This window comes from Nonomuraea sp. NPDC048826 (genome assembly GCF_043198225.1).
In the GTDB taxonomy this organism is placed as follows: Bacteria; Actinomycetota; Actinomycetes; order Streptosporangiales; family Streptosporangiaceae; genus Nonomuraea.
Window position 1 is genome coordinate 131,461 of record NZ_JBICUQ010000013.1, and the last position, 26,122, is coordinate 157,582.

A 26,122-nucleotide genomic window follows, 5' to 3' on the forward strand; every position below is an offset into this window, starting at 1 on the left:
GTTCCACGCCGAAGACGATCAGCCCGTCCCCCTCAGTCGATCGCCGGCCGGCTCGCACGCCTTGAGCGGCTCTTGGTCCTCGGAAACTCCGGTCCGGGCCCGTACCTGACAGCCGTCCCACGCTTCTGCTCGGACGTCCGGGTCAGCACTTCTCTCCCCACAAGATCACGGATGATGTCTCGGGCCTGAAAGACGTCAACGTCGAACAAGCGCTGGATGGTCCGGTTGTTGATCTCCCCGTAGTCCCGCACATGCTCGATGATTTTTCGGTCGATGTCATCCGTTGCCCGTCTGTGGTAGGCGACGGCGCTTCCCAGGTGAGCCATCACTTCCGCTCGGAGCCGATATTGGGGATGGCGGTGTTGCATGGTCGCGCGAGTGGGCTCCACCACGCGCAGAGAATCCGCGGCCAGCCGGTGGAGCGCCGCCTGAGCCTCGTTCTCTGATCGTTGTATGACAGGCGCGACGTCGGAGGAGCGGACCGTACGCTTCGCACACAGCATGCGGACGATGAGCATCGCATCCGTGTCATCCTGTTCCTCCTGGGGGAGGGAAGCGACGAACTTCGCGATACGGGTGTTGGGCGGCTCCCCCCGGAACAACACGGCGACGTGCTCGGGACCTTCAGTGATGATCGGCACGTCCCGCCCGGACTTGATCATCTCTCGATACATGCGATCGACCCCCTGCCCAACCTCCTCCGCCAGCCCGAGGAGCCGGAAGCCGGATGCCAGCGCCGGGAAGCGCGCCCTCGATCCCCTCGTCAGGATGTTGTTCGTCGTCACTCCCGAGACGAGAGGACCCGGAGACTCGATACGCAGGTATTGCGGAGAATGCTCCACCTGCACCGCGCCCTTCATCCGCCAGTCACCGTGGATGAACGCGTTGACCAGGGCTTCGCGTATCGCAGCCGACGGGTAGTCCTCGATCTGGAGTTGCCGGCCGTCGGCGAGCGACACGGGAGTGATGCCCTGCCGAGCCCGCATCGCCTGGAGGATCTCGTCGAATGCGAGCACCAGGGGAGCACCTACGCGCAACACCGCATCGGCCTCCCCCGACTGTGTCCGCTTGTGCTGATAGACCGCCGCGTTCATACCGATGCTCGACGGGTTCTGGCAGAGCATCAGCTCACCGCTACGAGACAGGCTTCCGTCCTCCGCGATCGCGTGCAGCGCACTGAGAAGGTCCCGATCTCCGAACTGCGCGTACCGCTGCCGGGCCGGATCGGCCGAGCCGGCGAGAAGCCTTCTGCAGTGCCTCAGGGCCAGAGGATCCACGTCATCCAAGGGCCGGCCGCTCGCGGTCGCGGACCAGTCGAACCCGCGGCGCTCTTCCGACAGCCGGGTCACGTCGAGAGGGCGCATCGGGAGACAGTCCGTGTTTATGCGTTGATACGTGTATCCCTGGGCTGTCGCGTACACCTCAAGGCCTTCAGGGACGATGATCTCCAGAAGCCGTTCGCCGGCGAACTCCAGCTCCCGCACGTCCACGAGCAAGGAAGGCATGGTGAGTTGGTGGATCTTACTCCGGAGGAGTGAGGCGTCGATGTCGCACCCGGTGAAGGCGTCCTCCCCTGACTTGTTGTCCACCACGCCGACGATGACGGTCCCCCCACTCGCGTTGGCGAAGCAGACGCACGCCTCGGCGAGATCTTGGAAAGCCTCTTCGGGGTTGGGTTTCGCCTGCTTGAAATCGAGGATCTCGGTTTCGCACTTGGCGGCGGCCGTCCCCGCCAGGATCTTCTGGAGGACCGGCAGTGAGGACGTCACCTTTGAGGCTCCTTTGAGGTTGCCGTTGGGCCAACGGTACTCTCAAAGGATGCCGAACACCAGGACACCACGGCGTCACCCCTATGGCCTGGAGCGCACTCCAGGTACCTAGGGTGGAAAGCATGGATTACGTGCACCTCGGACGCAGCGGACTCGAAGTCAGCCCTCTCTGTCTCGGCACCATGAACTTCGGCCCGCACACCACCGAAGAAGACTCGTTCGCCATCATGGACAGGGCGCACGAGCTGGGCATCAACTTCTTCGACACGGCCAACGTCTACGGCTGGAAGAAGGGCGAGGGCATCACCGAGAACATCCTCGGCCGGTGGTTCGCGCAGGGTGGCGGCCGCCGCGAGAAGACGGTGATCGCGACCAAGCTCTACGGCGACATGGGCGACTGGCCGAACGAGCGCAGGCTCTCGGCGCTCAACATCCGCCGGGCCTGCGACGCCTCGCTGAAGCGGATGCAGACCGACTACATCGACATCTACCAGGCTCACCACATCGACCGGCGCACCCCGTTCGACGAGTTCTGGGAGGCCATGGAGGTGCTCCGGCAGCAGGGCAAGATCCTGTACGCCGGATCGTCGAACTTCGCCGGCTGGCACATCGCCAAGGCGCAGGAGACGGCGGCCCGGCGCGGCTTCTTCGGCCTGGTGAGCGAGCAGAGCCACTACAACCTGCTGACCAGGGCGGTGGAGCTGGAGGTGCTTCCGGCCTGCGAGGACTACGGCCTGGGCGTCATCCCGTGGAGCCCGCTGGCCGGCGGCCTGCTCGGCGGCGTGCTCCGCAAGATCGACAAGGGCCGCTCGGCCTCCGACACCATGCTCAGGGAGCTGGAGAAGCACCGCGACAAGATCGAGCGGTACGAGAAGTTCTGCGACGAGCTGGGCGAGGACCCGGCGCACGTCGGGCTGGCCTGGCTGCTCAAGCAGCGGGCGGTGACCGCGCCGATCATCGGCCCGCGCACCCTGGAGCAGCTCGACGGCACGATGCGGACGCTGGAGATCGAGCTGGACGGCGAGGCGCTGGCCAAGCTGGACGAGATCTTCCCGGGCCACCGCACCGCGCCGGAGGACTACGCCTGGTAGGAGGCGGGTCAGGTGACCAGCGCGCCGACGATCACGATGAGCAGGAGGAGGCCGAGCACCAGGGGCAGCAGCCAGGAACGAGGACGGTCCACGCCTTGGAGCCTAGCCGGGCGCGGCGGGTGCGAGCGCCCATTCGTCCAGTGACGCGTACCTCACCCGCGCCCCCAGCTCGCTCTCGAACAGCCGGATCGTCTCCGCCCGCCAGGTCGTGCCGGTGAACCCGGCCAGCGACTCGACCAGCGGGCGGAGGTCGGTCTCGGCCTTGGCCCTGGCGAGGGTCAGGTGCGGGTGGAAGCGCTTGGTGTCGGTGTGGCCGGCCCCGGCCCGGCGGCCCGCGGCCCTGACCGAGTCGGCCAGCCGGACCATCGAGTCGCCCGACAGGCCGGCCCAGAACACCCGCGCGCGCCGTACGGACGAGAACGCGCCGAACCCGGTGAAGGCCAGGGTCGGCACGGGGTGCCGGCCGGCGGCGCGGGCGAGCCGGTCGCGCAGGTCGGGCAGTGCGGGCTCGGGCACGTCGCCGAAGAAGGCCAGCGTGACGTGCCAGGTGGCGCGCTCCGGCCAGCGCAGCCCTGGCACCTGCCCGACGTGCGGGGCGATGGCGCGTTCGAGCTCGTCCAGCACCTCGTCGGGCGGCACCACGGCCGCGAAGAGCCTCATGCTCCCAGTGTGTCGTGCCGCGCTCGTCAGGCGGTGGCCGGCACGGCCCGGCGCCGCGCCGCGCGCCCGGTGATGAGCCGGGTGACCAGGACGGCCATCGCGGTGCCCACGAGCACGAACAGGCCCGCGAAGACGGCGCCCGTCCTGGGCCCGCCGATCTCGGACAGCCAGCCGACCAGGGACGCCCCGACGGGCGAGCCGCCCACGAACACCAGCATGAAGATGCCCATGACGCGACCGCGCATCTCGGCCGAGGTGGCGAGCTGGACGGCGGCGTTGGCGGCGGTGTTGACCGTGATCAGCGCGATGCCGGCGGGCACCAGCGTCACCAGGTAGACCAGGTAGGACGGGGCGAGCCCGGCCGCGATCTGGAACAGCCCGAAGCCGATCGCCCCGGCGAACAGCACCTTGCGCGAGATGGTGACCCGGCGGGCGGCGACCAGCGCCCCGCCGAGCGCGCCGACGGCGAACATGCTGGAGGCCAGGCCGAACGAGCTGGCGCCCGCCTTGAACTCCTCGCGGGCCATGAGCGCGATCGACATCGAGAACGCCTGCGAGAACATCGACACGAAGGCGATCAGCAGGATCGGCATCAGCAGCTCTTCGCGCCGCAGCACGTAGCGCAGCCCCTCGCGGAGCTGGCCCTTCGCCCGGGGCACCGGCTCCGACGGGTGCAGCTCGGAGGCGCGCATGCACACCAGGCTGGAGATGACCGCGGCGAAGGTGAGCGCGTTGATCAGGAAGAGCGGGCCGGTGCCGCCGAGCAGGTAGATCAGCATGCCGGCGACGGCGGGGCCGACGACCCTGGCCAGGTTGAAGCTGGAGCTGTTGAGCGCGATCGCGTTGGGCAGGTCTTGCCGGCCGACCATCTCGACCACGAACGCCTGCCGGGTGGGCACCTCGACGCAGGAGATCATGCCGAGCGTGAAGGCCATCACGTAGACGTGCCACTCCTGGGCGGCGCCGGTCATCGTGAGGACGCCGATCGCGAGGGCCAGGACGGCCATCATGCTCTGCGCGGTGACCAGCAGGGGCCGCTTCGGGTAGCGGTCGGCCAGCACGCCGCCGAACATGCCGAACAGCAGCATGGGCAGGAACTGCAGGGCGGTGGCGGTGCCGAGGGCGGCCGCGCTGCCGTTGGTCAGGTCGAGGATCAGCCAGTCCTGGGCGGTGCGCTGCAACCAGGTGCCGACGTTGGAGACCGCGCCGCCGATGGCGAACATGCGGTAGTTGCGAATCCTGAGCGACCGGAACATCCCGGTCTTGGGTTCTTCGGGCTCTAGATCCTGCTGAGCTTCTCCAGAATCGGCGCCGCCTGCCGGAGAATCGCCCGCTCCTCGGGCGACAGCTCCTTCAGCTGCCGGGTCAGCCACGCTTCCTTGCGCGCCCGCTCCTCCTTCAGGAGCTTCCTGGCGGCATCGGTCACGGTCACGGTCACCTGACGCCGGTCGCTCGGGTGCGGGCTGCGCGAGACCAGGCCGCGCTCCTCGAGTGCGGCGATCACGCGGGTCATCGAGGGCGGTTGCACCTTTTCGAGCTCGGCCAGCTCGCCAGGTGATATCCCGTCGTGCCGCTCGACGGCGGCCAGGGTCGCGAACTGGGTGGGGGTCAGCGGATGCGCCGCCGCCTGCCGGCGCAGCCGTCTGTTGAGCCTGGCCAGCGAAACGCGCAACGCTGAAGCCAGACCGGCGTCGCTGCGCAGGTCCGTCTTGTGCTGAGGTCTTGTTAGCATGAGTCATTACCTTTGCTAACTATAGACGAGGTCAAAAGATTTCGCGAACCTGCGGTCCGTCTCACCTGGTGATACCCAACGGGCCGCCGTTCTCGCGAACGACGGCCCGTGCCTGTTGTCAGAGCCCGAGCATGACCTTGATCGGGCCGAGCGCGAAGTAGAGCACGAACAGCGCCGCGACCGCCCACATCAGCGGGTGGATCTCGCGGGCCTTGCCGCGCACCACCTTGATGAGCACGTACGTGACGAAGCCGGCGCCGATGCCGTTCGAGATCGAGTACGTGAACGGCATGAGCACGATGGTGAGGAACGCCGGGATGGCGATCTCGTAGTCGGTCCAGTCGATGTCCCGGATCGCGGTCATCATCAGGAAGCCGACCACCACCAGGGCGGGCGCCGCGGCCTCGTACGGCACGATCTGGACGAGCGGCGCGAAGAAGATCGCCACCAGGAACAGCGCACCGGTCACCACGCTCGCCAGGCCGGTCCGCGCGCCCTCGCCGACGCCGGCGGCCGACTCGACGTAGGTGGTGTTGGACGAGACGGAGCCCGCGCCGCCGACGACCGCGCCGAGCGAGTCGACGAGCAGGATCTCGCGGGTACGCGGCAGCGTGCCGTCCTCCTGCACCAGGTCGGCCTGGCGGCCGACGCCCACGATCGTGCCCATGGTGTCGAAGAAGTCGGTGATGAGCAGGGTGAACACGAACAGCACCGCGAGCAGCAGGCCGGCGGAGCTGAAGGCGCCGAACGGGTCGAACTCGGCGAAGAGCACGAGCGGGTTGTGGAAGCCGAAGACCTCGCTGGGCCAGGCGGGGACGTTGAGCTGCCAGCCGCCGGGGTTCTCCTGAGAGGCGCCGCCCGAGCCGGCGATCGCCTCGACGATGATCGCCAGGATGGTGGTGCCGACGATGCCGATCAGGATGGCGCCCTTGACCTTGCGCGCCACCATCGCGGCGGTGGCGAGGACGCCGACGACGAACACGAAGATCGGCCAGGAGGAGAGGTTGCCTCCGATGCCCATCTCCAGCGGCGCGCCGCCGGCCCGTCGCACGAAGCCCGCGTCCACGAACCCGATCAGCGCGATGAACAGGCCGATGCCCACGCTGATCGCGGTCTTGAGCTGGGTCGGAATGGCCCGGAACACCGCGACCCGAAGGCCGGTCAGCACCAGGATGCCGATCACGATGCCTTCCAGGAAGATCAGGCCCATGGCCTCTTCCCAGGTCATCAGCGGTGCGATGGTGAACGTCACGAAGGCGTTCAGGCCGAGCCCGGCGGCCAGCGCGAACGGCACCCGCGCGATCACGCCCATCAGGATGGTCAGGATGCCGGCCACGAAGGCGGTGCCCGCGGCCACCAGCGCCACGTTGGGCGTGGTGCCGTCGCCGATCACCTCGCCCTGGATGTCCTTGCCGTTGGCGATGATGATCGGGTTCAGCACCACGATGTACGCCATGGTGAAGAACGTGGCGAGGCCGCCACGGACTTCACGGGAGACGGTGGAGCCGCGTTCGGAGATGGAAAAGTATCGGTCTATAGCAGTACGGGAGTCACTCACGGCCGAAACTGTGACAGTCGTGACGTATCGCCAAAAGTGCTGGTAACCGTATCGAGATGCGATTGGAAGCTACGCTGGATGGTGTGACGCAGCAGTGGCACCCCGACCCCGAGCCGATCGAGACCAACGACACCGCGGCGATCGCCGTGGGCACCGCCCTCTGGGCGATCGCCCTGGCCGGGTTGCTGATCTTCCGCCCCGCCCCGGAGCACTCCTGGTGGATCTGGACTTGCCTGACGGGGGTGGGTTTCGGCTTCTTCGGCATGTGGTTCGTCCGGCGCCAGCGCCGCGACTGACATCTGTCATCCGGCGCCCCTCACGTAAGTCACCCCCAACTGCTGTTTCCTTGCACTACCAGGACGGATGCCGACTCTTCCATGCTGGGTGCCATGAAACGGACCTGGTTCACCTCCCTGGTGCTCGTCCTGGCCGCGACCGGCTGCGCCGGCGCCGAGAGGCCCGCGGCTGAGCCCGCCGGGAAGCCGGCCGGGAAGTCCGCCGCACCCGACACCGGGGCGGTGGCCTGGCGGACGTGCGCCGACCTCGTGGGCGCCGACGGCAAGACCATGGCGCCCGATCCGGCGCTCGAATGCGGCACGCTCGCCGTGCCGCTCGACTACGACCGGCCTGACGGCGACACCATCGACCTGGCCCTCATCAGGATCAAGGCCACCGGCAACCGGATCGGTTCGCTGGTGTTCAACTTCGGCGGGCCCGGCGGGTCCGGCGTCGACATGCTCCCGATGACCCAGCGGGCCTTCGCCGGCCTCGCCAGCGGCTACGACCTGGTCAGCTTCGACCCGCGCGGGGTCGAGAGGAGCGCGGGCGTCAAGTGCGGCGGCAAGGTGGAGGAGCTGATGGGGATGACGGCGGGAGAGGACGCCGACAAGCTCGCCCGCGAGTTCGCCGCCGCCTGCGAGAAGGACTCGGGCAAGGTGCTCGCGCACGTCGGCACCGTCAACGCCGCCCAGGACCTCGACCGCATCCGCGTCGCGCTCGGCGAGGGCAAGCTCAACTACTTCGGCCTCTCGTACGGCACCCACCTCGGCTCGGTGTACGCCACCAAGTTCCCCGACAAGGTCGGCCGGTTCGTGCTCGACGCCGCCTACGACCCGAACGTCACCTTCGAGCAGCGGACGCTCACCCAGATCAAGGGCTTCGCCCAGGCGTTCGACGCGTTCACCGAGCACTGCCTGAAGCTGGACTGCCACCTCGGCGCCTCCCCCGCCGCCGTGCGGGAGACGGTCGAGGGGCTGATGGAGGACCTGGAGGCCGAGCCGCTCAAGGTCGGCGACCGGCAGCTCACCTACGGCCTGGCCCAGCTGGCCGTCATCACCCCGCTGTACGCCAAGGCGACCTGGCCGCTGCTGGAGGAGGGTGTCGCCACGGCGGTCAAGGGCGACGGCAAGCTGCTGCTCGCCCTGGCCGACAGCTACACCGGCCGCAGGCCGGACGGCACCTACTCCACGGCCATGACCAGCCTGCAGGCGATCACCTGCGCCGACACCTCCGAACGCCCGACGGCCGCCGACACCGCCGCGACCAACGAGAAGGTCGAGAAGATCTTCCCCGTCATGGCAGCCGACGGCGCCTCCCCCGCCTGCGCCCACTGGCCCGCCGAGGGCGACGACGAGGCCAAGCGCATCGACGCCACCGGCTCGGCCCCCATCGTCGTCATCGGCGGCAAGGGCGACCCCGCCACGCCGTACGCGTGGGCGGAGTCGCTGACGGCGCGACTCAAGACCGGGGTCCTGGTCACGTACGAGGGCGAGGGGCACGGCGCCTACCTGAGCGGCAGCAGCTGCGTCCTGCGCACCGTGGACGCGTACCTCCTCAGAGGCGAGGTCCCCGGCGCGGACGTCAGCTGCCCCGCCTCCTGACCCTTACGAAAGGTCCGCCTCCGCCAGCAGGAGGGGGACCGCGGACGGGTCGCGCAGCATGGCGGCGACGGCCAGCCGGTCGTTCCACTGGCCGGTGGCCCAGGCCAGGCCGCGGGCCAGGCCGTCGAGCCCGGAGCAGTGGACGGCGCCCTCGAAGAACCGCCACGCGCACGGCACGCCGTCGACCAGCAGCTTCTCGTGCTCGACGTAGGCCTCGGGGGCCGTCGGGAGCAGGGAGCGCACCTGGGGCGGCACCTGACGGGTCTCGCCGGCGGAGGTGACCTCGCCGGAGGTCACCTCCCCGGCGAGCGGCAGGTCGAGCAGCTCCGACAGGGACTCGGCCAGGTCGTACGGGGCGAGCACCAGCGGCCGGTCGGTGACCAGCTGGAGCAGGTCGGGCGCCTCCACCACGACGACGTCCTCGGCGTCGGCCACCACGATGTCGCCGCCGAGCACGGCCCGCACCCGGGCGGGCGGGGCCACCCGATCGGGCTCGACCGCCGCCAGCGCCATCCAGAGCGAGCGCAGCTGGGCCCGGTCGACCTCGATCGACTCGTCGGCCATGAGGTCGAGCAGCTCCTCGGGGCCGCCGTGGGAGTCGAGCAGCTCGGCCAGCGTGCTCCGCACGCCCAGCATGGCCAGCGCGCCCTCGTCCAGCCCCGTGGGCGCGTCGGCGTACAGGCCCTGCAGCAGCGGGTCGGCGCCGGGCAGCCGCAGCTCGCGCGGCCTGCGCCCGTCGAGCACCGGATGACCGGCCAGCCACCAGGCGGTGTAGGAGGGCACCTCGACGCCCTCGACGCGCAGCGGGTGGAGCGCGGCGCGCAGCGGCGGCCTGGTCAGCAGCCGCAGCGCCGCCGGCCAGTCGGCGACCAGCTCCAGGTCGCGCACCGCGGCGAACTCCGGCACCACCGGCGGCACGTCCAGGTCGGGCAGCAGGTCGAGCACGTGGTCGAGCCACTCGTCCTCGCCGTCGAGGTCGTGGTCGCACTCGTCGCGGTCGAGCAGCACGTCGGAGTCGTGCGCCACGGCGAACCCGTCGAGCACGCCGGCCGCCTCCAGCACCCGCGGCCCGTACGTCTCCTCCAGCTCGCGGGCGGCCACGCCGAGGTGGGTGTCGGGCTCCAGCAGGCCCGCGAGCGCCCCTTCGGCCAGCATCAGCTCGCCCGCCGGGTAGAGCTCGCCGTCGGTGCCCGGCAGCGCCAGCTCGGCCAGCCAGGGCGCCTCGCCCGGCGTCAGCCCGGCCGCCTGGACCAGGGAGAGCACGGCCCGCGCGATCGGCTCGGAATCGGGGTTGTCGAGCGACTGGGCGACGGCGGCCTTGGTGATCGGGTCGTCCAGAACGGTGCGCGGGGTCGCCTCGGCGGCGCCGAGCCGCAGCAGCGCCGGATGGGCGGCCTCCGGGTGCACGATGCGCAGGCCGAGAGGCGTGAGGTCGAGCCCGGCCCCGCCCTCCGTCATGATCAGCGTGCCACGCGGGCCGCGTACCAGCCGCCCGTCGGCCAGCGGCACCGGCAGCGCGCCGAGCGACTCGGGGTCGTCGGCCGGCAGCACCTCGTACAGCGAACGCCACCACGCCGGCTCGCGGCCCTCCACCGCCTCCCCCGACAGCAGGTCGACCACCTCGGACAGCTCGACCCGGCGCACGCCCAGCGACGTCATCGCGGGGTGCCGGGCCGGCCAGCCCGAGGGCAGCAGGCCGGGGACGAACGCGGCCACGGCGTCGAGCAGCTCGGCGGACCCGGCCACCACGGCGGCCTCGCGGCCGGCGACGACCCAGCCGTCAGGGCCGGGCTCCTGCGGCGGGTGCTCGACCCGCCATTCGGCGTCGGGCTCGTAGACCTCGGCGTCGGCGAACGTGGGCGTCCGCACGGCGGGCGCGGGCGCCGACAGCGCGGGCAGCAGCGGCGTCTCCGGCAGCCGCCGCAGCACCGCGCGCCGGACGCGCGCGTCGAGCTCTCCCTTGCCCATGTACGAGGGCACCAGGTCGAGCAGCCTGGGGGTGCGCGGCAGCTCCTCGATCAGCCGGACGTAGGCGTCGGCGGCCTTCTCGACCAGGAACTCGGTGAGCGGCCCGGCGGCGACGTGGCGGCGGTCGGTGGCCATCGGGAACGACGCGATGAGCAGCGCGGGCAGGTCGATCGGCTCGTCGCTCGGCGTCGGCGCGTGGACCACCGGCGGCACCGCGGCGGGCAGCGGCCCCGGCTCGCCGGTGCCGGTCAGCGGGACCGCCCAGCGGACCGACCAGTAGGGGCGGGCGCGCTCCTCGGTGGGCCGGTCGGCGAACAGCTCGGCCACCTGCTCCGGCTCGAACCGCCCCGACTCGGTGACGACGTGCCAGCCGTCGGCGGTGACCGTGCGGACCTCGCCGTCGAGGTCGATCTCGATCATGGACAGGGCGGGCAGGCCCAGCGGCAGCGCCGGACTCGTCTCCTCCAGCATGCGCCGCACCGCCAGGGCCGACGCCTCGTCCTTCAGCGGCAGCCGTACCAGCGTGTCGAACCCGTCGGGCACGTCGAGCGGAGCGGCCTCGAACGGCAGGCGCAGCAGCGGCACGTGCCCCGACCGGGCGGCCAGCTCGCCGGCGAGCTCCGGCACCGCGGCGACCGCCTCGGCCGTCCCCGCACGCGACCAGCGCACCGAGGCGGAGCCGCGCGAGCCGATCTCCGGCTCGTCGCAGACCGACACCACGGCCGCGAACCCGACGCCGAACCGCCCGGCCGCGCCCGCCTCGTCACGCTTGCCCGACACGCGCAGCGTGGCCAGGCTCTCCACGCCGGTCGCGTCGAGCGGTGCGCCGGTGTTGGCGGCCGTCAGCACGGCGCCGCGCAACGTCAGCCTGAGCACCCCCGGCACGCCCGCGCGCAACGCCGCGTCCGCGGCGTTCTGCGCCAGCTCCACGATCAGCCGGTCGCGGTAGCCGCCGAGCGCGAAGTCCTCCTCGGCGTTGGCGTCCTCGCGGAACCGGGCGGGCGACGCCGTCCACGCGGCGAGCACGGCGGCTCGCATCCGGTCGGTGCCAAAGGTGTCGGTCATCGGTTCACGATCCTGTGTTCGAACGGTACGGGGCCACCGTAGATTAGTGGGAACCCGGACCGGACCGCCGCCACGCGGGCGGGGTCTCTCCGGTCACCGGCGCCGTCAGGAGTGGCCGAGCTCCTCGGAGTCGGACTCGCCGACCGAGCCCGCCTCCTCCTCCATCAGGTCGAAGCCCAGGTCGTCGAGGATGGGCACGGCCTGCTCGACCGGCGGCGGCAGCACCGCGGCCTCGGAGTGCGCGCCGCAGCCGTGGTCGGCGGCGACCACCTTGCCGTCGTCGGGCGCGTACTCGTTAGTGCAGACCCCGAACAGCCGGCGGAGCCCACCCGCGAGCAGCCAGTAGAAGCCGCAGGTGGAGCACTGCGCGGGAGCGGCGTGTGCGATCGGTGTGTGCGGCCCGTGCTCGCCGGAATGCCAGCGCTTGGCGGTCCGGTCCCTGCCGATGGCCGAGAGCACACGGGCCCGGCCCAGGCCGTACTCGAAAATCGTCTGCTGCTCGACCTCGTCGTCGCTCTCGGAGAAACCCGGCACCAGCCGGTCGTCGTCCTCCGGAGTGGGCAGCAGGTCGCCGACGCCCAGGTCGCCGGGGCGCAGGCGCTCGCTCCACGGCAGCCACTCGGGAGCGAGCAGCGCGCCGGAACCGGGCAGCAGGACGGCCTCGCTGACCGTCACCTTCTTCGCCCGGGACGCCCGGGTGACGGTGACGGCCCACCGCCAGCCGCGATAGGCGCGGTCCTGGCAGGCGAAGTAGTGGGTGACGACCCGGTCGCCCTCGCTCTCGTAGCCCAGATGCTCGCCGGGCTCTCCCGGCCGCGCCAGCTCCTCGGCTGCGGCGCGCGCCAGGTCGACGGCGGCGACGCAGGCCTGGTCGGGCGCGGCGGAGCGGGTCCTGGCACGGCTCATCGGCCTGCCTCCGCCGAAAGGTGCTGTTCGCTCACACTTCATTCTCACCCATGCCCGGCCCTGCCGGGGCCGAGTATCCCGCTTTTCCCGCCCGGTGGCGCCGAGAAACCTTGCCCGGAAGGCTCCCCGGGCCAAGATCTACGGGCCCGTTCCCGTACCGCGACCCGCCCCCGCACCTCGACGCACCGGATCTTCGGATCCGAGGGAGAGCCGGCGGGCTTCCGCGAGAAGTACGACCGAAAAATCTACGCGAGCGCCACTTGAGCGACGAACGACCACAAGCGGTACGAAAGCGAGGGTGAGGGTTGGGGTGGCGATCGGGTAAGACTGGTAAGCGTGGAGGGTGGCTGGGAGCGAGCGCGCGACCTCTCCCGGCGCGTGGGGCGCGGCGTCGCCGACGCGGGCCGGGCGACCGCGCGCGCCGGAAAGGCGACCGCGAGCGGCGGCGTGCGGGCCGGGAAGGCCACCGCGGGCGCCGCGCGGTCGGTCGGCCGCGCCACCCGCAGGCTCACCCACGCCAACGGCGCCGACCGCACCGGCCTGGGCCGGCTGATCGAGCTGACCGCCGGGCACAGCGCCGGCGACACGCTCGTCACCGTCGCGCTGGCCAGCACCGTCTTCTTCGGCGTGCCCGTCGGCGAGGCCCGCGGCCCGGTGGCTCTCTACCTGGTCATCACGATGCTGCCGTTCGCGCTGCTGGCGCCGTTCGTGGGGCCGATCCTCGACCGGTTCAGGTCGGGCCGGCGCTACGTGATGGCCGGCACGCTGTTCGGCCGCGGCCTGCTCTGCTTCGCGATGGCGGCGGCCGTCGGCCCGCAGGACCTGCTGACGCTCTTCGCGGGCGCGCTCGGCGTGCTGGTGCTGTCGAAGGCCTACAACGTCTCACGCGCCGCGATCATGCCGAGCGTGCTGCCCGCCGACATCACGCTGGTGTCGGCGAACGCCAGGGTTGCGCTGTTCTCGCTGGTGACGGCCGGGGTGATGGTGCCGGTCGGGGCGGGGCTGACGCTCTGGCTGGGCAGCGCCACGATGCTGCGGATCGCGATGGCCGTGTTCCTCATGGCGGGGGTGTTCGCGGTCCGGCTGCCGCGCCACGTCGACTCGCCCGACCTGGAGGAGGAGGCCCCGGCCGAGGGCCGGGCCCCGCGCTGGCGCACCCTGCTGCAGGTCGGCCCCGCGGTCGCCGAGGCCGTCTGGGCCAACGTCGCCATCCGGCTGTTCTCCGGCTTCCTGCTGTTCTTCCTGCTCTTCATGGTGCAGGACAAGGTGGTGCCGTGGCTGGCGCCGTCGGCGCCCGACCCGTTCTTCGACACGGCCAAGACCATCGGCGTGCTGGCCCTGGCCGCCGGGCTGGGCGGCCTGATCGGGGCGGTGATCGCCAACTGGACGCGCAACAACTCGCCGGGCCTGATCGTCCTGCTCACGCTGGCCACGACCGCGATCACCGCCATCGCCACCGCGGTGCTCTTCGGGCTGTGGGCCGCGGTGGCGATCTCGGTCGTCACGGCGTTCGCCCAGGAGCTGGGCAAGCTCGCGCTGGACGCGATCGTGCAGCGCGAGATCGGCGAGGAGGTGCGCTCCTCGACGTTCGGCGTGGTGGAGGCGTTCCTCCAGCTCGCCTGGGTGTTCGGCGGCCTCATCGGGCTCGGCCTGTCGCTCACCGAGAGCAGCGCGGCCGGGCTGGTCACGCTGGCCGCCGTGCTCACCGTCACCCTCGTCTGGCTCGTCGTACGACGCCGCACCCGCGTCCGGGCAGCCGGGGCGCGGATGCGCGAGGCCGCCGCGCACGCGGCGCACGCCGCGGCACACGCCGAGACCGCCCCCTACGCCCCGCCCGAGCCTCCTGATCCGATCGACCGCACCAAGCCGCTCACCAATCCGCCCTGAGCCGTCAGACGTCGAGGTCGTCGGCGACGGCCCGGAGCACCACCGCGACCTTCTTCGCGTGCACGGCGTCGGGGTGCTTGCCCCGCTGATAGGACGTGGACAGCCCGTCGAGGAGCTTGATCAGGTCCTCGACGATCACCACCATCTCGTCCGGCTTCTTCCGCTTGGCCTTGGGCTTGGTCTTGGCCAGCGTCGGCGGCTGCTCCAGGATCCGCACGGACAGCGCCTGCTGGCCGCGCCTGCCCTCGGCCACACCGAACTCGACCTTCTGCCCGGGCTTGAGAGGCCCGGCGTCGGCCGGCAGCGCGGAGGAATGCACGAAGACCTCACCACCGTCGTCGCGGGTGAGGAAGCCGAACCCCTTGTCGGCGTCGTACCACTTGACCTTGCCACTCGGCACAGGAGGACCTCGTTCGGAACGTCGCGGATTAGGTGAATGGATGTAGGTTATGCCCCGTAGCGCTATAGAGCGACCGGGTAATTGCCGGTGAATTACACGAGTTCGTGACGTGGTTGCCAGCCCGCGAACCAATCGGCGAATTCCGTCAGATCGCCCAGGGCCACGTCCGCCCCGTGTTCGCGCAGCTCCCCCACGGTGTAGGGGCCGGTGGCGACCGTGACGCTGACCGCGCCTCCGGCCCGGGCCGCTTCGATGTCGGCCACGTGGTCGCCGACATATGCGGCGGCGCCGAAAGCGCTGAGCGCGGTGCCTTTGTCCGCGCCGAAAACGGACCCCACCACGTCGTCCACGTCGAACCCCAGCAGCCGCACCGTGCTTCTCGCGTCGCGCAGGTTCTTGCCCGTCACCACGATGACCCGGCCGCCGCGGGACTTCACGCTCTCGACGGCCTCGTGCGCGCCGTCCATCGCGACGTGCACGGGCACCCCCACCTCGGGATAGATCTCCCGGTAGAGGTCGGCGGCGGCCGCGACCTCCTCGGCGGGCAGCCAGTTGGCCAGCTCGGTCTCCAGCGGCGGGCCGAGCCGGTTGACGACCGCCCGGCTGTCGATCGGCACGCCGAGCCTGGCCGACAACTCGTCGTAGACGGCCGCGATGCCCACCCGGGTGTCAGCAAGGGTCATGTCGAGGTCGAATCCCACCGATGTCGCCACACCTGAAGGATGCCAAAGAACCTTCCGATACGCGTAATGGCGGATGTCGTGGGACCGTAGTCATCGGAAGGGTCCCTGCCCCCTGGCAGTCCAGGTCCGATCGGGCCCGCGACTACCCTCCATACCGGAGGTAACACGAACGACATGACGACATCGCCGAGCACGGGAGACCCCGCGAGCCCGCCCGCGAAGACCGCGACCCACACACGCGAGCGGATCATCGACGAGGCCCTCCGGCTCTTCGCCGAACGCGGCTACGCCGCCACGTCCGTGGCCGAGATCGAGGCCGCGTCCGGCCTCTCACCGGGCGCCGGCGGGCTCTACCGCCACTTCAAGTCCAAGTACGAGGTGCTGTCGGCGGCGATCAACGAGCACGCCGCCCGCACCCGCGGCCAGGTGGCCGGCAGCCTCGCCGAGCTGAGCGCCATGGAGACCTCCGCCGACCTGGAGGAGCGGCTGTCGCACCTGTGCAGGGCGGGACTGGCCAAGGTGCGCGAGGAGTCGGAGCTGACCCGGGTCTTCTTCCGCGACCTGAGCCAGTTCCCCGAGCTGGTGGCGGTGGTGCGGCAGGGGCTGCTGCAGCCGATGTTCGACGCCATCGTGAGCTGGTTCAGGGAGCAGCCCGAATACCGCTCGGCCGACGTCGACTGGCCGGCCATCGCGGCCGTGCTCGGCGGGGCCGTGGTGCAGTACCGGCTGCTCCAGGAGACGGTGGGCGACGCGCCGGGCTACACGGAGAAGGACCGGTTCGTGGCGGCGTGGGTGCGGCTGGCCGTCGGGCTGCTGCCGGCGCCCGCGACCGTTCACTCCTGATCGAGCAGCCGGTAGGCCAGCCAGGCCACGCCCACCCCGGTGCCGATCATGAACATGACGCCGCTGGCGTTGAAGAACTCGATCACGAACCGCTGCAGCCCCGGCTCGCCGCCGACCCGGAAGCCGCCGACGATCAGACCGCCCGCCGTGTAGCCGACCAGAGGAGCGCCGGCCCCGATCAGCCGCTCGCGCAGGGCCCAGGTGTCGCTGAACATCACCATCACCGCGCCGACCGCCCACGCGATCACCGGCACCTGGAAGATGGCCACGGGCGGCAGGCCGAACGGCACCAGCAGCGCGGCCATCACCAGGACCACCAGGGCGGCCGCCTCCCTGGGGTGCTCCTTGACCATGGTCCTGGCGTCCCTGCCCTCGGTGACCATGGGGTTGGCCACCGACATGGCGGCCCTGCGCAGACCGGCCAGCGGCAGCCCGCGCTCCTGCCGGGCCAGCCGCTGCTCCGCGAGCCGCCGGCTCCGCGCCACGCCCGGCGGCACGTCGTCGCGGATCCGCGGGTACGCGGCGGTCGGCTCCTCACCGGCGGCCGGGCGCACGACGGGCTCCGAGGCGTTCACCGGGCGTACGACGGGCTCCGGCCCGTTCAGCGGACCGTCGCCCACGAGCGTGCTCTCCGGCGAGGCCGAAGCCGGGGACGGGGACGGGGACGGGGCCGGGGCGGCGGCCTGCGCGAGGCGGCGGACCTCCCGTTCCACCAGGAGCACCGGGTCGCCGAACCGGGCCAGCAGCCGGGTCACGTCCTTGGCGCTCTGGCTGCCCTGACGCTCCTGCTCGATCCTGGCCCGCAGCCGCCGCGTGAAGTCGAGCCGCTGATCCGGCCTCAGCACGCCGTGGGCCGCGTCGGCGGCCTTGCTGACGTAGTTGAAGATCAGCTGGTCCGCTCGCTCTATCACGCCTAGCAATGCTGCCTCAATCAGCAGGGACATACCATGGCAACGATGGAGTTCACGGAGTGGATCAGGGGGCGCACCGACGAGCAGCTACGGGCGCTGGTGACGGCGCGTCCCGAGCTGATCACTCCGGTGCCGGCGCACCTCGAAGGCCTGGCCGCGCGGGCGAGCAGCCCGTCGGCGATCGCCCGGGTGCTCGACCGGCTCGACCGTTTCACGCTCGCCGTGGTCGAGACGCTGGCCGTGCGGAGCGGCCCGATCAGGAAGACGGCGCTGCGCGAGCTGATCGCGGCGGCGCTGGCGGCGGGCAAGCCGGAGCCGGCCCTGACCGCCGCGCTCGACCGGCTGCGCGAGCTGGCGCTGGTGTACGGCCCCGACAGCGCGCTCGACCTGGCGCCGGGCGTGCGCAAGGTGCTGGACGACCCGGCGGGGCTGGGCCCGCCCGCCGACGTGGCCTTCCGCCATCACCCGCCGGAGCAGCTCGACGAGATGGCCGACGACGTCGCCCCCGGCACGACCGGGTCGGGCCGCGAGCGGCTCGCGGCGGCGCTGGCCGAGCCCGGCCCGCTGGTCGAGGGCGTGTCGGCGGAGGCGCGGGCCGCCCTGGAGCAGCTCGTCTGGGGCCCGCCGACCGGCCGGGTGCCGAACGCCAGGCGTGAGGTCAGCATCGCCTCCGCCCGCTCCCCGATCGAGCAGTTGCTGGCCCGCGGCCTGCTGGCGGCGACCGGTGAGGAGAGCGTGACGCTGCCCCGCGAGGTGGGCCTCCACCTGCGCGGCGGCCGGGTCCACCGCGACCTGCTGGCGCTGCCGCCCGCGCTTGAGGGCGCGGCGCGCGACCAGAAGCTCGCCGACCGCACGGCCGCCGGGCAGGCGTTCGCGTTCGTCCGGGCCGTCGAGGAGCTGTGCGAGCGGTGGAGCATCGAGCCGCCGGGCGTGCTGCGCACCGGCGGCCTGGGCGTGCGCGACATGAAGCGCACCGCGAGCGAGCTCGACCTGCCCGAGTGGGCGGCCGCGCTGGTGGTCGAGGTCGCGTACGCGGCGGGGCTGATCGCGGCGGGCGGCAGCGTCGACGGCGAGTGGCTGCCCACCGCCGGCTACGACCTGTGGCGGGTCCGGTCGACCGCCGACCGGTGGGTGGCGCTGGCCGCCGCCTGGCTGGTGATGGACCGGGTGCCCGGCCTCGTGGGCGAGCGCGACGACCGCGACAAGCCGCTGAACGCGCTCCATCCCGACCTGCGCCGCTCGTCGGCGGCCGGGGTGCGCGCGGCCACGCTCGGCGTGCTGGCGTCCGCGCCGGGGCTCGCCCCCTCGCACGACTCGGTGCTCGGACGGCTCGCGTGGGAGCAGCCGCGCCGCCGGGGGCCGCTGCGCGAGCAGCTGACGGAGTTCGCGCTGCGGGAGGCCGAGCAGCTCGGCCTCACCGGCCTGGGCGCGCTGTCGGGCCACGGACGGGCCCTGGCGGGCGGCGAGGAGGCCGCGCCCGCGCTGGCCCCGCTGCTGCCGGAGCCGGTCGACCACGTGCTGCTGCAGGCCGACCTGACCGCGGTCGCGCCGGGGCCGCTGACCAGCGAGCTGAACCGCTGGATGACCCTGGCCGCCGACGTGGAGTCCAAGGGCGGCGCGACCGTCTACCGGTTCAGCGAGAGCTCGATCCGGCGCGCCCTGGACGCGGGCCAGGCGGCCGAGGAGCTGCTGGCCATGCTGGAGCGCCACTCGGCCACGCCGATGCCGCAGGCGCTGTCGTACCTCGTCTCCGACGTGGCGCGGCGGCACGGCCGGATCCGCGTCGGCACCGCCAGCGCCTACATCCGCTGCGACGACCCGGCGCTGCTCGACCAGATCACCGCCGACCGGCGCTCGGCGGCGCTGCGCCTGCGCCGGCTGGCGCCGACCGTCATCGCCTCGCGCTCGTCGCGCGCGGTGCTGGTCGACTCGCTGCGCGCGATGGGGTACGCGCCGGTCCCCGAGTCGCTGGACGGTGACGTGATCATCTCCCAGCTCGACAGCAGGCGCACCGAGGGCCCGGCCCCGGCCCGCCAGGTCGCGCCGCCCACCGGCCCCGAGCCGGGCGTGGCGGCGGCGGCCGTGCGGGCGCTGCGCGCGGGCGACGCGGCCCACCTGTCCCGGCGCGAGCCGGTCGGCTCCCCCGACGGCCAGGTGCCGCGCACCCCCGCGACGGCCACGATCTCGATCCTCCAGGACGCGATCCGGCAGGGCGTGCGGGTGTGGATCGGCTACACCGACTCCCAGGGCAACGCCACCTCCCGCATCCTGGAGCCGGCCCGGATGGAGGGCGGCTACCTGACCGCCTACGACGAGACCCGGGCCGCCGTCCACCGCTTCGCCCTCCACCGCATCACCGGCGTGTCCGGCGTCTGAGCGGGGTTGACTGCGCGCCTGGTGCCGCAGGAAGTTAGGCATGTGACCGAGCAAACGCTGGGCAGGCTGGCCGAGCAGTCATGGCACAGGTTCGACGACTACGAGTCGGTGTTCTACGACGGCGTCTGGCACCGCAGCCACGCCCTCGCCGAGCGGGCCAGGCGGGCCTGCGGCGGCTTCGTCGAGGCGGGGATCCGGCCCGGCGACCGGGTGGTCGTGATGATGGCCACCTCCCCCGAGGTGCCGCTGGTCTGCCAGGCGCTCTGGGCGGCGGGCGCGGTGGTGACGCCGGTGGTGTTCCTGGTGGGCGTCGACGAGCTGCGGCACATCCTGGTCGACAGCGGGGCCGCGGCCGTGGTCACCTCGCCCGAGCTGGCCGACACGGTGCGGGCCACCGGGGTGGACGTGCCGGTGTACGTCGACACCGCCGATCTGGAGCGGGCCGCCGAGCACGGCCCGGTGGCGCGCGACCCGGGCGATCTGGCCGCGCTGATGTACACCGGCGGCACCACCGGGCGGGCCAAGGGCGTCATGCTCAGTCATGCGGGCCTGTGGCAGGTCGCCAGGGCCGCCTACGAGCTGTCCCACCAAAAGGGGATCAACCGGGCCATCGTGCCGGTGCCGCTTTCGCACGCGTACGGGCTGATCGTCACCGTGGCCGGGATGCACGCGGCCGAGCCGCCCGAGGCGGTGCTGATGCGCTGGTTCGACCCCGGGCAGTTCCTCCGGCTCGCCGCCGAGCAGCGGGTGCAGTACGGCACGGTGGTGCCGGCCATGCTGCAGATGCTGCTGGCCGAGCCGCTGGAGGAGCACCCGCTGCCCGACCTGGCCTTCCTCACCTGCGGCGCGGCTCCGCTGGGCCGGGACGTGCTGGCGGAGTTCGAGCGCCGGATGCCGGGCGTGACGATCCTGGAGGGCTACGGGCTGACCGAGACCAGCGCCGTCACCACGTTCAACCCGCCGGGCCGGCGCAAGCCGGGCAGCGTGGGCCTGCCGCTCCCCGGTTACACGATCACCATCCGCGACTCCTCGGGCGAGGCCGTGGAGCAGGGTGACGTGGGCGAGATCTGCGTGTCCGGCGACGGGCTGATGCTGGGCTACTGGGGTGAGCACGTCGCCGACCCCGAGGGCACCGCGCTGGTCGACGGCGAGCTGCGCACCGGCGACGTCGGCTGCGTGGACGACGACGGCTACCTGTACGTGGTCGACAGGAAGAAGGACCTCATCATCCGGGGCGGGTTCAACGTGTTCCCGCGCGACGTCGAGGACGCACTCAACCAGCACCCCGACGTGGTGATGTCGGGGGTGGTCGGCCGGCCGGACCCCCGGCTGGGCGAGGAGGTCGTCGCGTTCGTCCAGGTGGCGGCCGGCGCGAAGGTCACCGCCGAGGAGCTGATCACCTGGGCCAGGGAGCGCGTGGGCCGGGTCAAGTATCCCCGCGAGGTCACGTTCGTCGACGCGATCCCGGTGACCAGCGTGCTGAAACTCGACCGCAAGGCCCTGCGGGCACGCTTCGACAGCTGACGGGATCGGGGCCGGCCCCCGCCGGATCCGTGATATTCCTTGACCCGTCAGGGAGGTGAACATGAGCCAGGACGACCAGCCTTATCTGCCTTACGGAGCCCCTTACGGCGATCAGCCGCCCCCGTCCCGCGGCTACGGCCATCTCCCGCCTCCGGTTCGCAGCGAGCCCAACGTGGCCGCCATCGTCGCGCTCACGCTCAACCTCTTCAGCGTCTTCTCCTGCTGCAACGTCTTCGGCATCGTCGGCGCCATCCTGGCGGGCCGGGCGCTGGGCGCCGGGACGCGGCCGGAGAAGGCCCGCTCGTACGTCACGTCGAGCTGGATCGTGCTGGGGGCCGGCTTCGCGGTGATGGCCGTCCTGTTCCTCTACCTCGGCGTCAACGGCCACTTCGACGACTGATTCCGCGCGCTGGGGACTGTTTGGGCCGTCGCGCGTGTTGGATAGGCGTCAACCGTTTGAAGGGATGGCTGTGAACGACGGCCCGCTCATCGTCCAATCGGACAAGACGCTGCTGCTCGAGGTCGACCACGAGAAGGCCGACGAGTGCCGCAAGGCGATCGCGCCGTTCGCCGAGCTGGAGCGCGCGCCCGAGCACGTGCACACCTACCGGGTCACCCCGCTGGCGCTGTGGAACGCCCGCGCCGCGGGTCACGACGCCGAGCAGGTCATCGACGCGCTGATCGGCTTCAGCCGCTATCCGGTGCCGCACGCCCTGCTCGTCGACGTCGCCGAGATCATGGCCCGCTACGGCCGGCTCCGGCTGGAGAAGCACCCCGTCCACGGGCTGACGCTGACCTCCACCGACCGGGCCGTGCTCGAAGAGGTGCTGCGGGCCAGGAAGATCCAGCCGATGCTGGGCGAGCGCGTCGGCGACGACACCGTCGCGGTCCACCCGAGCGATCGCGGCAACATCAAGCAGGCGCTGCTCAAGCTGGGCTGGCCGGCTGAAGACCTGGCGGGCTACGTCGACGGCGAGGCCCACCCGATCCAGCTGACCCAGGAGAGCTGGACCCTCCGGCCCTACCAGCAGGAGGCGGCCGACGCCTTCTGGCACGGCGGCTCCGGGGTGATCGTGCTGCCCTGCGGCGCCGGCAAGACCATCGTCGGCGCGGCGGCGATGGCACACGCCCAGGCCACGACGCTGATCCTGGTCACCAACACGGTCAGCGCCCACCAGTGGAAGCAGGAGCTGCTCAAGCGCACCTCGCTGACCGAGGACGAGATCGGCGAATACTCCGGCTCCAAGAAGGAGATCCGGCCGGTCACCATCGCGACCTACCAGGTGATGACCACCAGGCGGAAGGGCGTCTACAGCCACCTGGAGCTGTTCGACGCGCGCGACTGGGGGCTGGTCGTCTACGACGAGGTGCACCTGCTGCCCGCCCCCATCTTCCGGATGACGGCCGACCTGCAGGCGCGCCGGCGGGTGGGCCTGACCGCGACGCTGGTGCGCGAGGACGGCCGCGAGGGCGACGTGTTCTCGCTGATCGGCCCGAAGCGCTACGACGCGCCCTGGAAGGAGATGGAGAACCAGGGCTGGATCGCCCCGGCCGACTGCGTCGAGGTACGGGTGACGCTCACCGACGAGGAGCGGCTGGCGTACGCGATGGCCGAGGCTGAGGAGCGTTACCGCTTCTGCGCCACCACGCCGTCCAAGACGCAGGTCACCGAGGCGCTGGTCCGGCGTCACCTGGGCGAGCAGGTGCTGGTCATCGGCCAGTACATCGACCAGCTCGACGAACTGGGCGAGCACCTGAACGCGCCGGTGATCAAGGGCGAGACCCGGGTCAAGGAGCGTGAGCGGCTCTACCAGGCGTTCCGCGACAAGGAGATCCAGGTCCTGGTGGTGTCGAAGGTGGCCAACTTCTCCATCGACCTGCCCGAGGCGAGCGTGGCCATCCAGGTGTCGGGGACGTTCGGGTCCCGTCAGGAGGAGGCGCAGCGGCTGGGCCGGGTGCTGCGGCCGAAGGCCGACGGGGGTGGCGCGCGCTTCTACACCGTGGTCAGCCGCGACACGGTCGACCAGGAGTTCGCCGCGCACCGGCAGCGGTTCCTGGCCGAGCAAGGCTACGCGTATTCGATCATCGACGCCGACGACGTGCTGGGCGGGGTGTGAGCCCGGCCGCTCAGCGAGCGGCCAGGCCTCCCTGTCTCAGGTCCACGAGACTCCGCGGGTCGTCGACAATCGAACCATCCCCCCTCACTGCGTACCTTCACGCCGCTACCTGAATCCGGCTGCGACATACCCCGATGATCCGGCAATGCCACCAGGTATGCCCGGATTTTGAGGCATTTCGTTATATGTCCGCGGTTTGCGAAGATCGTTCACTTGGCGAGCAGGCCGCCGAGGAACAGCACGCCCTCGGCGGCGATCCACGCGCCCACGCTCAGGATCATGAACCGGGTGAACATCCGCTCGTCGTGCCGCGCCGCCGGCACCGCCCAGGCCGCCGCCGTCAGGCAGGCGGCCACCGCGGCGAACAAGCCCGACACCGAGGAGAACACGGCGAGCTGCCGGCCGCAGGCAGGCGACTGACCGCCCGCGCAGAAGGCCTCCAGGCCCCAGCCGGCGAACACCGACAACGCCCACAGGGCGGCCAGCAGGAAGCTCGCGATCGTGGGAAGGATCGGCGAGAAGCCGAGTCGCACACGCGCCACGCGGACTTCCTACCCTTCCGCCGTCCGGCGAAAGCCTTCCCGCTGCCCGGTGCATGCCCTCCGGCGTGGCGGCTAAAGCCTTTGAAGCCATCGCGACGGCCGCACTAAACTGGCGGATTCGCTGCCTAGTTACCTACCTCCGACCACCGGGAGGCTCTTCAGCATGCCCACAGACCAACTGGCCCCCGACATACCCTCCGGCGTCCTCGCCGCCGAACAGGCCCACCTGGCCGAGTCCAGGGCCGCCCTCGCGGCCATGCGCGCGCACGCGCAGTCGCTGTCGGCCGACGCGGCCGGCGACTGGGTGTCGCAGCAGATTCTCCAGTCGCTGCTCGACCAGCGCGTCGCCGCCCTGGCCGACCACCCCGACACCCCGCTGTTCTTCGGCCGGCTCGACCGCTCCGCCGTCGACGACCTGCCCTCCACCATCTACGTCGGCCGTCGGCACGTGCACGACGGCACCAGCCGCCCCCTGGTCATCGACTGGCGCGCCCCCGTGTCCCGCGCCTTCTACCAGGCCAGCCCCGCCGACCCGATGGGCGTGGCGCTGCGCCGCCGCTTCGGCTACCACGGCGGCGTGCTCACCGCGTACGAGGACGAACCGCTCGACCAGGGCGCCGAGATCGGCCCGTCGCGGATCCTCACCGAGGAGATCGAGCGCCCCCGCACCGGCCCGATGCGCGACATCGTGGCCACCATCCAGCCCGACCAGGACGAGATCGTCCGCGCCGCGCTCACCCGTACGGTGTGCGTGCAGGGCGCGCCGGGCACCGGGAAGACGGCCGTCGGCCTGCACCGGGCCGCCTACCTGCTGTTCACCCACCGTGAGCGGCTCGCCAGGGCCGGCGTGATGATCGTCGGGCCGAACCGGGCCTTCCTCTCCTACATCTCCTCCGTGCTGCCGGCGCTGGGCGAGGTCAAGGTCGACCAGACCACGGTGGCCGGGCTGCTGGGCGACCACACCGCGCCCGAGGACCCGGCGACGGCCGCGGTCAAGGGCGACGCCCGGATGGCGGCCGTGCTCAAGCGGGCCCTCTGGCTCCACATCGTCAAGCCCGAAGAGGGCGTGGTCTACGCCAAGGGCGCCTACCGCTACCGGGTGGCCGACTACGAGGTGCGCGAGATCGTCGCCTCGCTGCGCGGCACCACCCGTTACGGTCCCGGCCGCGCCGCGCTCGCCCAGCGCCTCGCCCACCAGGTGCTGGTACGGATGGAGCAGCGCGGCGAGTCGCCCGACGACCGGGTGCAGGACGCGGTCGCCCGGTCCAAGCCGGTCAAGCAGCTGGTCGACGCCGTGTGGCCGAAGCTGGTGCCGGAGCAGGTGCTGTACCGGCTGCTGGCCGACGAGGAGTTCCTCGCCAGGGCGGCCAGGAGCGACCTGTCGCCCGAGGAGCAGCGCCTGCTGCTCTGGAGCAAGCCGTACCGGGGCTGGAAGTCCGCCAAGTGGAGCGCCGCCGACGCGGCCCTCCTCGACGAGCTGGGCGACCTGATCGAACGCACGCCCTCGCTCGGCCACCTCGTCGTGGACGAGGCGCAGGACCTGTCGGAGATGCAGCTGCGGGCGCTCGGCCGCCGCTGCCGCAACGGCTCCGCCACCGTGCTCGGCGACCTGGCCCAGGGCACCACCCCCTGGTCCACCACGTCGTGGCGGTCGGTCCTGACCCATCTCGGGCAGGACGGCGAGGTCACCGAGCTGACGCTGGGCTTCCGGGTGCCCCGCGAGGTCCTCGACTACGCCGCCCGCCTGCTGCCGTCGGTCGCCCCGGACCTGGCCGCGCCGCGGTCGTTGCGCCCCGGCGCCGGGTCCCTGTCGATCCGGCCGGCCGGCGACCTGCGCGAGGCGGTCCTGGAGACGCTGTCCCGCGAGGGCTCCATCGGCGTCATCGTCCCCGACGCCGCGGTCGCCGCGGTCTCCGAGACGCTGTCCGGCGTCGCGCACGCCGTCCTCGACCCCGACTCCGTCCAGGAGCACCGCCTCCTGGTGGTGCCCGCGACGCTGGCCAAGGGCCTGGAGTACGACCACGTCATCGTGGTGGAGCCGGCCGACATCGTCGAGGCCGAACCGCGCGGCCTGGCCCGCCTGTACGTGGTGCTCACCCGCGCCGTCACCTCGCTGACGGTCCTGCACCACAAGCCCCTCCCGGCGCAGCTCGCCGGCTGATCCCGAGGGGGTCGCCGGGCCGGTGGCGGGGTAGAGGATCACTCTTAGG

The 26,122-nt window shown here is 71.8% G+C and carries 21 protein-coding genes; 10 read left to right on the forward strand and 11 right to left on the reverse strand.

The window, feature by feature from the left end; genetic code table 11:
* Window positions 1-32: 32 nt before the first annotated feature.
* Entirely contained in the window at window positions 33-1,769 is a 1,737-nt protein-coding gene (locus ACGFI7_RS38670) for an RNA-binding domain-containing protein (protein ID WP_393413703.1), read from the reverse strand.
* A 122-nt stretch (window positions 1,770-1,891) separates the two neighbouring features.
* On the opposite strand from ACGFI7_RS38670, the gene ACGFI7_RS38675 reads away from it, so the two are divergent.
* Window positions 1,892-2,860, forward strand: coding sequence for an aldo/keto reductase (locus tag ACGFI7_RS38675; RefSeq protein WP_393413705.1), 969 nt, complete (start codon window positions 1,892-1,894; stop codon window positions 2,858-2,860).
* A gap of 102 nt (window positions 2,861-2,962) precedes the next feature.
* On the opposite strand, the gene thpR is transcribed toward ACGFI7_RS38675, so the two are convergent.
* The 4 genes from thpR to ACGFI7_RS38695 form a co-directional block, all read right to left on the reverse strand.
* Window positions 2,963-3,520 (reverse strand): RNA 2',3'-cyclic phosphodiesterase, encoded by a 558-nt coding sequence (thpR, locus tag ACGFI7_RS38680; protein WP_393413707.1) that lies wholly within the window; start codon window positions 3,518-3,520, stop codon window positions 2,963-2,965.
* 26 nt (window positions 3,521-3,546) lie between these two features.
* Window positions 3,547-4,776 (reverse strand): MFS transporter, encoded by a 1,230-nt coding sequence (locus ACGFI7_RS38685; RefSeq protein ID WP_393413709.1) that lies wholly within the window; start codon window positions 4,774-4,776, stop codon window positions 3,547-3,549.
* 23 nt (window positions 4,777-4,799) lie between these two features.
* A complete protein-coding gene (locus ACGFI7_RS38690; RefSeq protein WP_393413711.1) occupies window positions 4,800-5,252 on the reverse strand; it encodes a MarR family winged helix-turn-helix transcriptional regulator in 453 nt (150 codons plus the stop codon).
* 118 nt (window positions 5,253-5,370) lie between these two features.
* The gene (locus ACGFI7_RS38695; protein WP_393413713.1) at window positions 5,371-6,810 is read right to left on the reverse strand and encodes an NCS2 family permease; all 1,440 of its coding nucleotides are present in this window, start codon (window positions 6,808-6,810) and stop codon (window positions 5,371-5,373) included.
* An 83-nt stretch (window positions 6,811-6,893) separates the two neighbouring features.
* On the opposite strand from ACGFI7_RS38695, the gene ACGFI7_RS38700 reads away from it, so the two are divergent.
* Together ACGFI7_RS38700 and ACGFI7_RS38705 are read left to right on the forward strand one after the other, a co-directional pair.
* Window positions 6,894-7,106 carry a DUF2530 domain-containing protein gene (locus tag ACGFI7_RS38700; RefSeq protein ID WP_393413716.1) on the forward strand — a complete coding sequence of 71 codons (213 nt, stop codon included), beginning with the start codon at window positions 6,894-6,896 and terminating at the stop codon, window positions 7,104-7,106.
* A 93-nt stretch (window positions 7,107-7,199) separates the two neighbouring features.
* Window positions 7,200-8,690, forward strand: coding sequence for an alpha/beta hydrolase (locus ACGFI7_RS38705; RefSeq protein ID WP_393413719.1), 1,491 nt, complete (start codon window positions 7,200-7,202; stop codon window positions 8,688-8,690).
* Window positions 8,691-8,693: 3 nt separating this feature from the next.
* On the opposite strand, the gene ACGFI7_RS38710 is transcribed toward ACGFI7_RS38705, so the two are convergent.
* Together ACGFI7_RS38710 and ACGFI7_RS38715 are read right to left on the reverse strand one after the other, a co-directional pair.
* Window positions 8,694-11,723 (reverse strand): sacsin N-terminal ATP-binding-like domain-containing protein, encoded by a 3,030-nt coding sequence (locus ACGFI7_RS38710; protein ID WP_393413722.1) that lies wholly within the window; start codon window positions 11,721-11,723, stop codon window positions 8,694-8,696.
* A 105-nt stretch (window positions 11,724-11,828) separates the two neighbouring features.
* Complete coding sequence (locus ACGFI7_RS38715) at window positions 11,829-12,629, reverse strand: DUF3027 domain-containing protein (protein ID WP_393413725.1); 801 nt, start codon at window positions 12,627-12,629, stop codon at window positions 11,829-11,831.
* Window positions 12,630-12,965: 336 nt separating this feature from the next.
* On the opposite strand from ACGFI7_RS38715, the gene ACGFI7_RS38720 reads away from it, so the two are divergent.
* On the forward strand, window positions 12,966-14,516 hold the full coding sequence (locus ACGFI7_RS38720; RefSeq protein ID WP_393413728.1) for an MFS transporter: 1,551 nt from the start codon (window positions 12,966-12,968) through the stop codon (window positions 14,514-14,516).
* 4 nt (window positions 14,517-14,520) lie between these two features.
* On the opposite strand, the gene ACGFI7_RS38725 is transcribed toward ACGFI7_RS38720, so the two are convergent.
* A complete protein-coding gene (locus ACGFI7_RS38725; protein ID WP_393413731.1) occupies window positions 14,521-14,916 on the reverse strand; it encodes a cold-shock protein in 396 nt (131 codons plus the stop codon).
* Window positions 14,917-15,008: 92 nt separating this feature from the next.
* On the reverse strand, window positions 15,009-15,629 hold the full coding sequence (locus tag ACGFI7_RS38730) for an HAD family hydrolase (RefSeq protein WP_393413734.1): 621 nt from the start codon (window positions 15,627-15,629) through the stop codon (window positions 15,009-15,011).
* Between the two features lie 144 nt (window positions 15,630-15,773).
* Here ACGFI7_RS38730 and ACGFI7_RS38735 point away from each other — a divergent pair, with 144 nt between their 5' ends.
* Window positions 15,774-16,442: a TetR/AcrR family transcriptional regulator gene (locus ACGFI7_RS38735; protein WP_393413737.1), complete on the forward strand. Its 669-nt coding sequence runs from the start codon at window positions 15,774-15,776 to the stop codon at window positions 16,440-16,442.
* On the opposite strand, the gene ACGFI7_RS38740 is transcribed toward ACGFI7_RS38735, so the two are convergent.
* Window positions 16,433-17,353: a hypothetical protein gene (locus tag ACGFI7_RS38740; RefSeq protein ID WP_393413740.1), complete on the reverse strand. Its 921-nt coding sequence runs from the start codon at window positions 17,351-17,353 to the stop codon at window positions 16,433-16,435. The two genes, ACGFI7_RS38735 and ACGFI7_RS38740, sit on opposite strands and share 10 nt — an antisense overlap.
* A gap of 45 nt (window positions 17,354-17,398) precedes the next feature.
* Here ACGFI7_RS38740 and ACGFI7_RS38745 point away from each other — a divergent pair, with 45 nt between their 5' ends.
* The 4 genes from ACGFI7_RS38745 (at window position 17,399) to ACGFI7_RS38760 (ending at window position 23,370) form a co-directional block, all read left to right on the forward strand.
* Entirely contained in the window at window positions 17,399-19,729 is a 2,331-nt protein-coding gene (locus ACGFI7_RS38745; protein WP_393413743.1) for a helicase-associated domain-containing protein, read from the forward strand.
* A gap of 42 nt (window positions 19,730-19,771) precedes the next feature.
* Window positions 19,772-21,253, forward strand: a complete 1,482-nt coding sequence (locus ACGFI7_RS38750; protein ID WP_393413746.1) for an AMP-binding protein — start codon at window positions 19,772-19,774, stop codon at window positions 21,251-21,253.
* A 61-nt stretch (window positions 21,254-21,314) separates the two neighbouring features.
* Window positions 21,315-21,653 carry a hypothetical protein gene (locus ACGFI7_RS38755; protein WP_393413749.1) on the forward strand — a complete coding sequence of 113 codons (339 nt, stop codon included), beginning with the start codon at window positions 21,315-21,317 and terminating at the stop codon, window positions 21,651-21,653.
* A 64-nt stretch (window positions 21,654-21,717) separates the two neighbouring features.
* Entirely contained in the window at window positions 21,718-23,370 is a 1,653-nt protein-coding gene (locus tag ACGFI7_RS38760; protein WP_393413752.1) for a DNA repair helicase XPB, read from the forward strand.
* A gap of 209 nt (window positions 23,371-23,579) precedes the next feature.
* On the opposite strand, the gene ACGFI7_RS38765 is transcribed toward ACGFI7_RS38760, so the two are convergent.
* A complete protein-coding gene (locus ACGFI7_RS38765; RefSeq protein ID WP_393413754.1) occupies window positions 23,580-23,912 on the reverse strand; it encodes a hypothetical protein in 333 nt (110 codons plus the stop codon).
* A gap of 163 nt (window positions 23,913-24,075) precedes the next feature.
* On the opposite strand from ACGFI7_RS38765, the gene ACGFI7_RS38770 reads away from it, so the two are divergent.
* The gene (locus ACGFI7_RS38770) at window positions 24,076-26,073 is read left to right on the forward strand and encodes a HelD family protein (RefSeq protein ID WP_393413757.1); all 1,998 of its coding nucleotides are present in this window, start codon (window positions 24,076-24,078) and stop codon (window positions 26,071-26,073) included.
* The last annotated feature ends 49 nt before the right edge of the window (window positions 26,074-26,122 follow it).

What these genes read in the sequence shown, in the direction of transcription:
- ACGFI7_RS38735 (WP_393413737.1), top strand. Translation starts at nt 15,774, where the DNA reads ATGACGACATCGCCGAGCACGGGAGACCCCGCGAGCCCGCCCGCGAAG.
- ACGFI7_RS38710 (WP_393413722.1), bottom strand. Translation starts at nt 11,723, where the DNA reads ATGACCGACACCTTTGGCACCGACCGGATGCGAGCCGCCGTGCTCGCC.
- thpR (WP_393413707.1), bottom strand. Translation starts at nt 3,520, where the DNA reads ATGAGGCTCTTCGCGGCCGTGGTGCCGCCCGACGAGGTGCTGGACGAG.
- ACGFI7_RS38760 (WP_393413752.1), top strand. Translation starts at nt 21,718, where the DNA reads ATGGCTGTGAACGACGGCCCGCTCATCGTCCAATCGGACAAGACGCTG.
- ACGFI7_RS38690 (WP_393413711.1), bottom strand. Translation starts at nt 5,252, where the DNA reads ATGCTAACAAGACCTCAGCACAAGACGGACCTGCGCAGCGACGCCGGT.
- ACGFI7_RS38745 (WP_393413743.1), top strand. Translation starts at nt 17,399, where the DNA reads ATGGAGTTCACGGAGTGGATCAGGGGGCGCACCGACGAGCAGCTACGG.
- ACGFI7_RS38715 (WP_393413725.1), bottom strand. Translation starts at nt 12,629, where the DNA reads ATGAGCCGTGCCAGGACCCGCTCCGCCGCGCCCGACCAGGCCTGCGTC.
- ACGFI7_RS38685 (WP_393413709.1), bottom strand. Translation starts at nt 4,776, where the DNA reads ATGTTCCGGTCGCTCAGGATTCGCAACTACCGCATGTTCGCCATCGGC.
- ACGFI7_RS38705 (WP_393413719.1), top strand. Translation starts at nt 7,200, where the DNA reads ATGAAACGGACCTGGTTCACCTCCCTGGTGCTCGTCCTGGCCGCGACC.
- ACGFI7_RS38770 (WP_393413757.1), top strand. Translation starts at nt 24,076, where the DNA reads ATGCCCACAGACCAACTGGCCCCCGACATACCCTCCGGCGTCCTCGCC.
- ACGFI7_RS38675 (WP_393413705.1), top strand. Translation starts at nt 1,892, where the DNA reads ATGGATTACGTGCACCTCGGACGCAGCGGACTCGAAGTCAGCCCTCTC.
- ACGFI7_RS38755 (WP_393413749.1), top strand. Translation starts at nt 21,315, where the DNA reads ATGAGCCAGGACGACCAGCCTTATCTGCCTTACGGAGCCCCTTACGGC.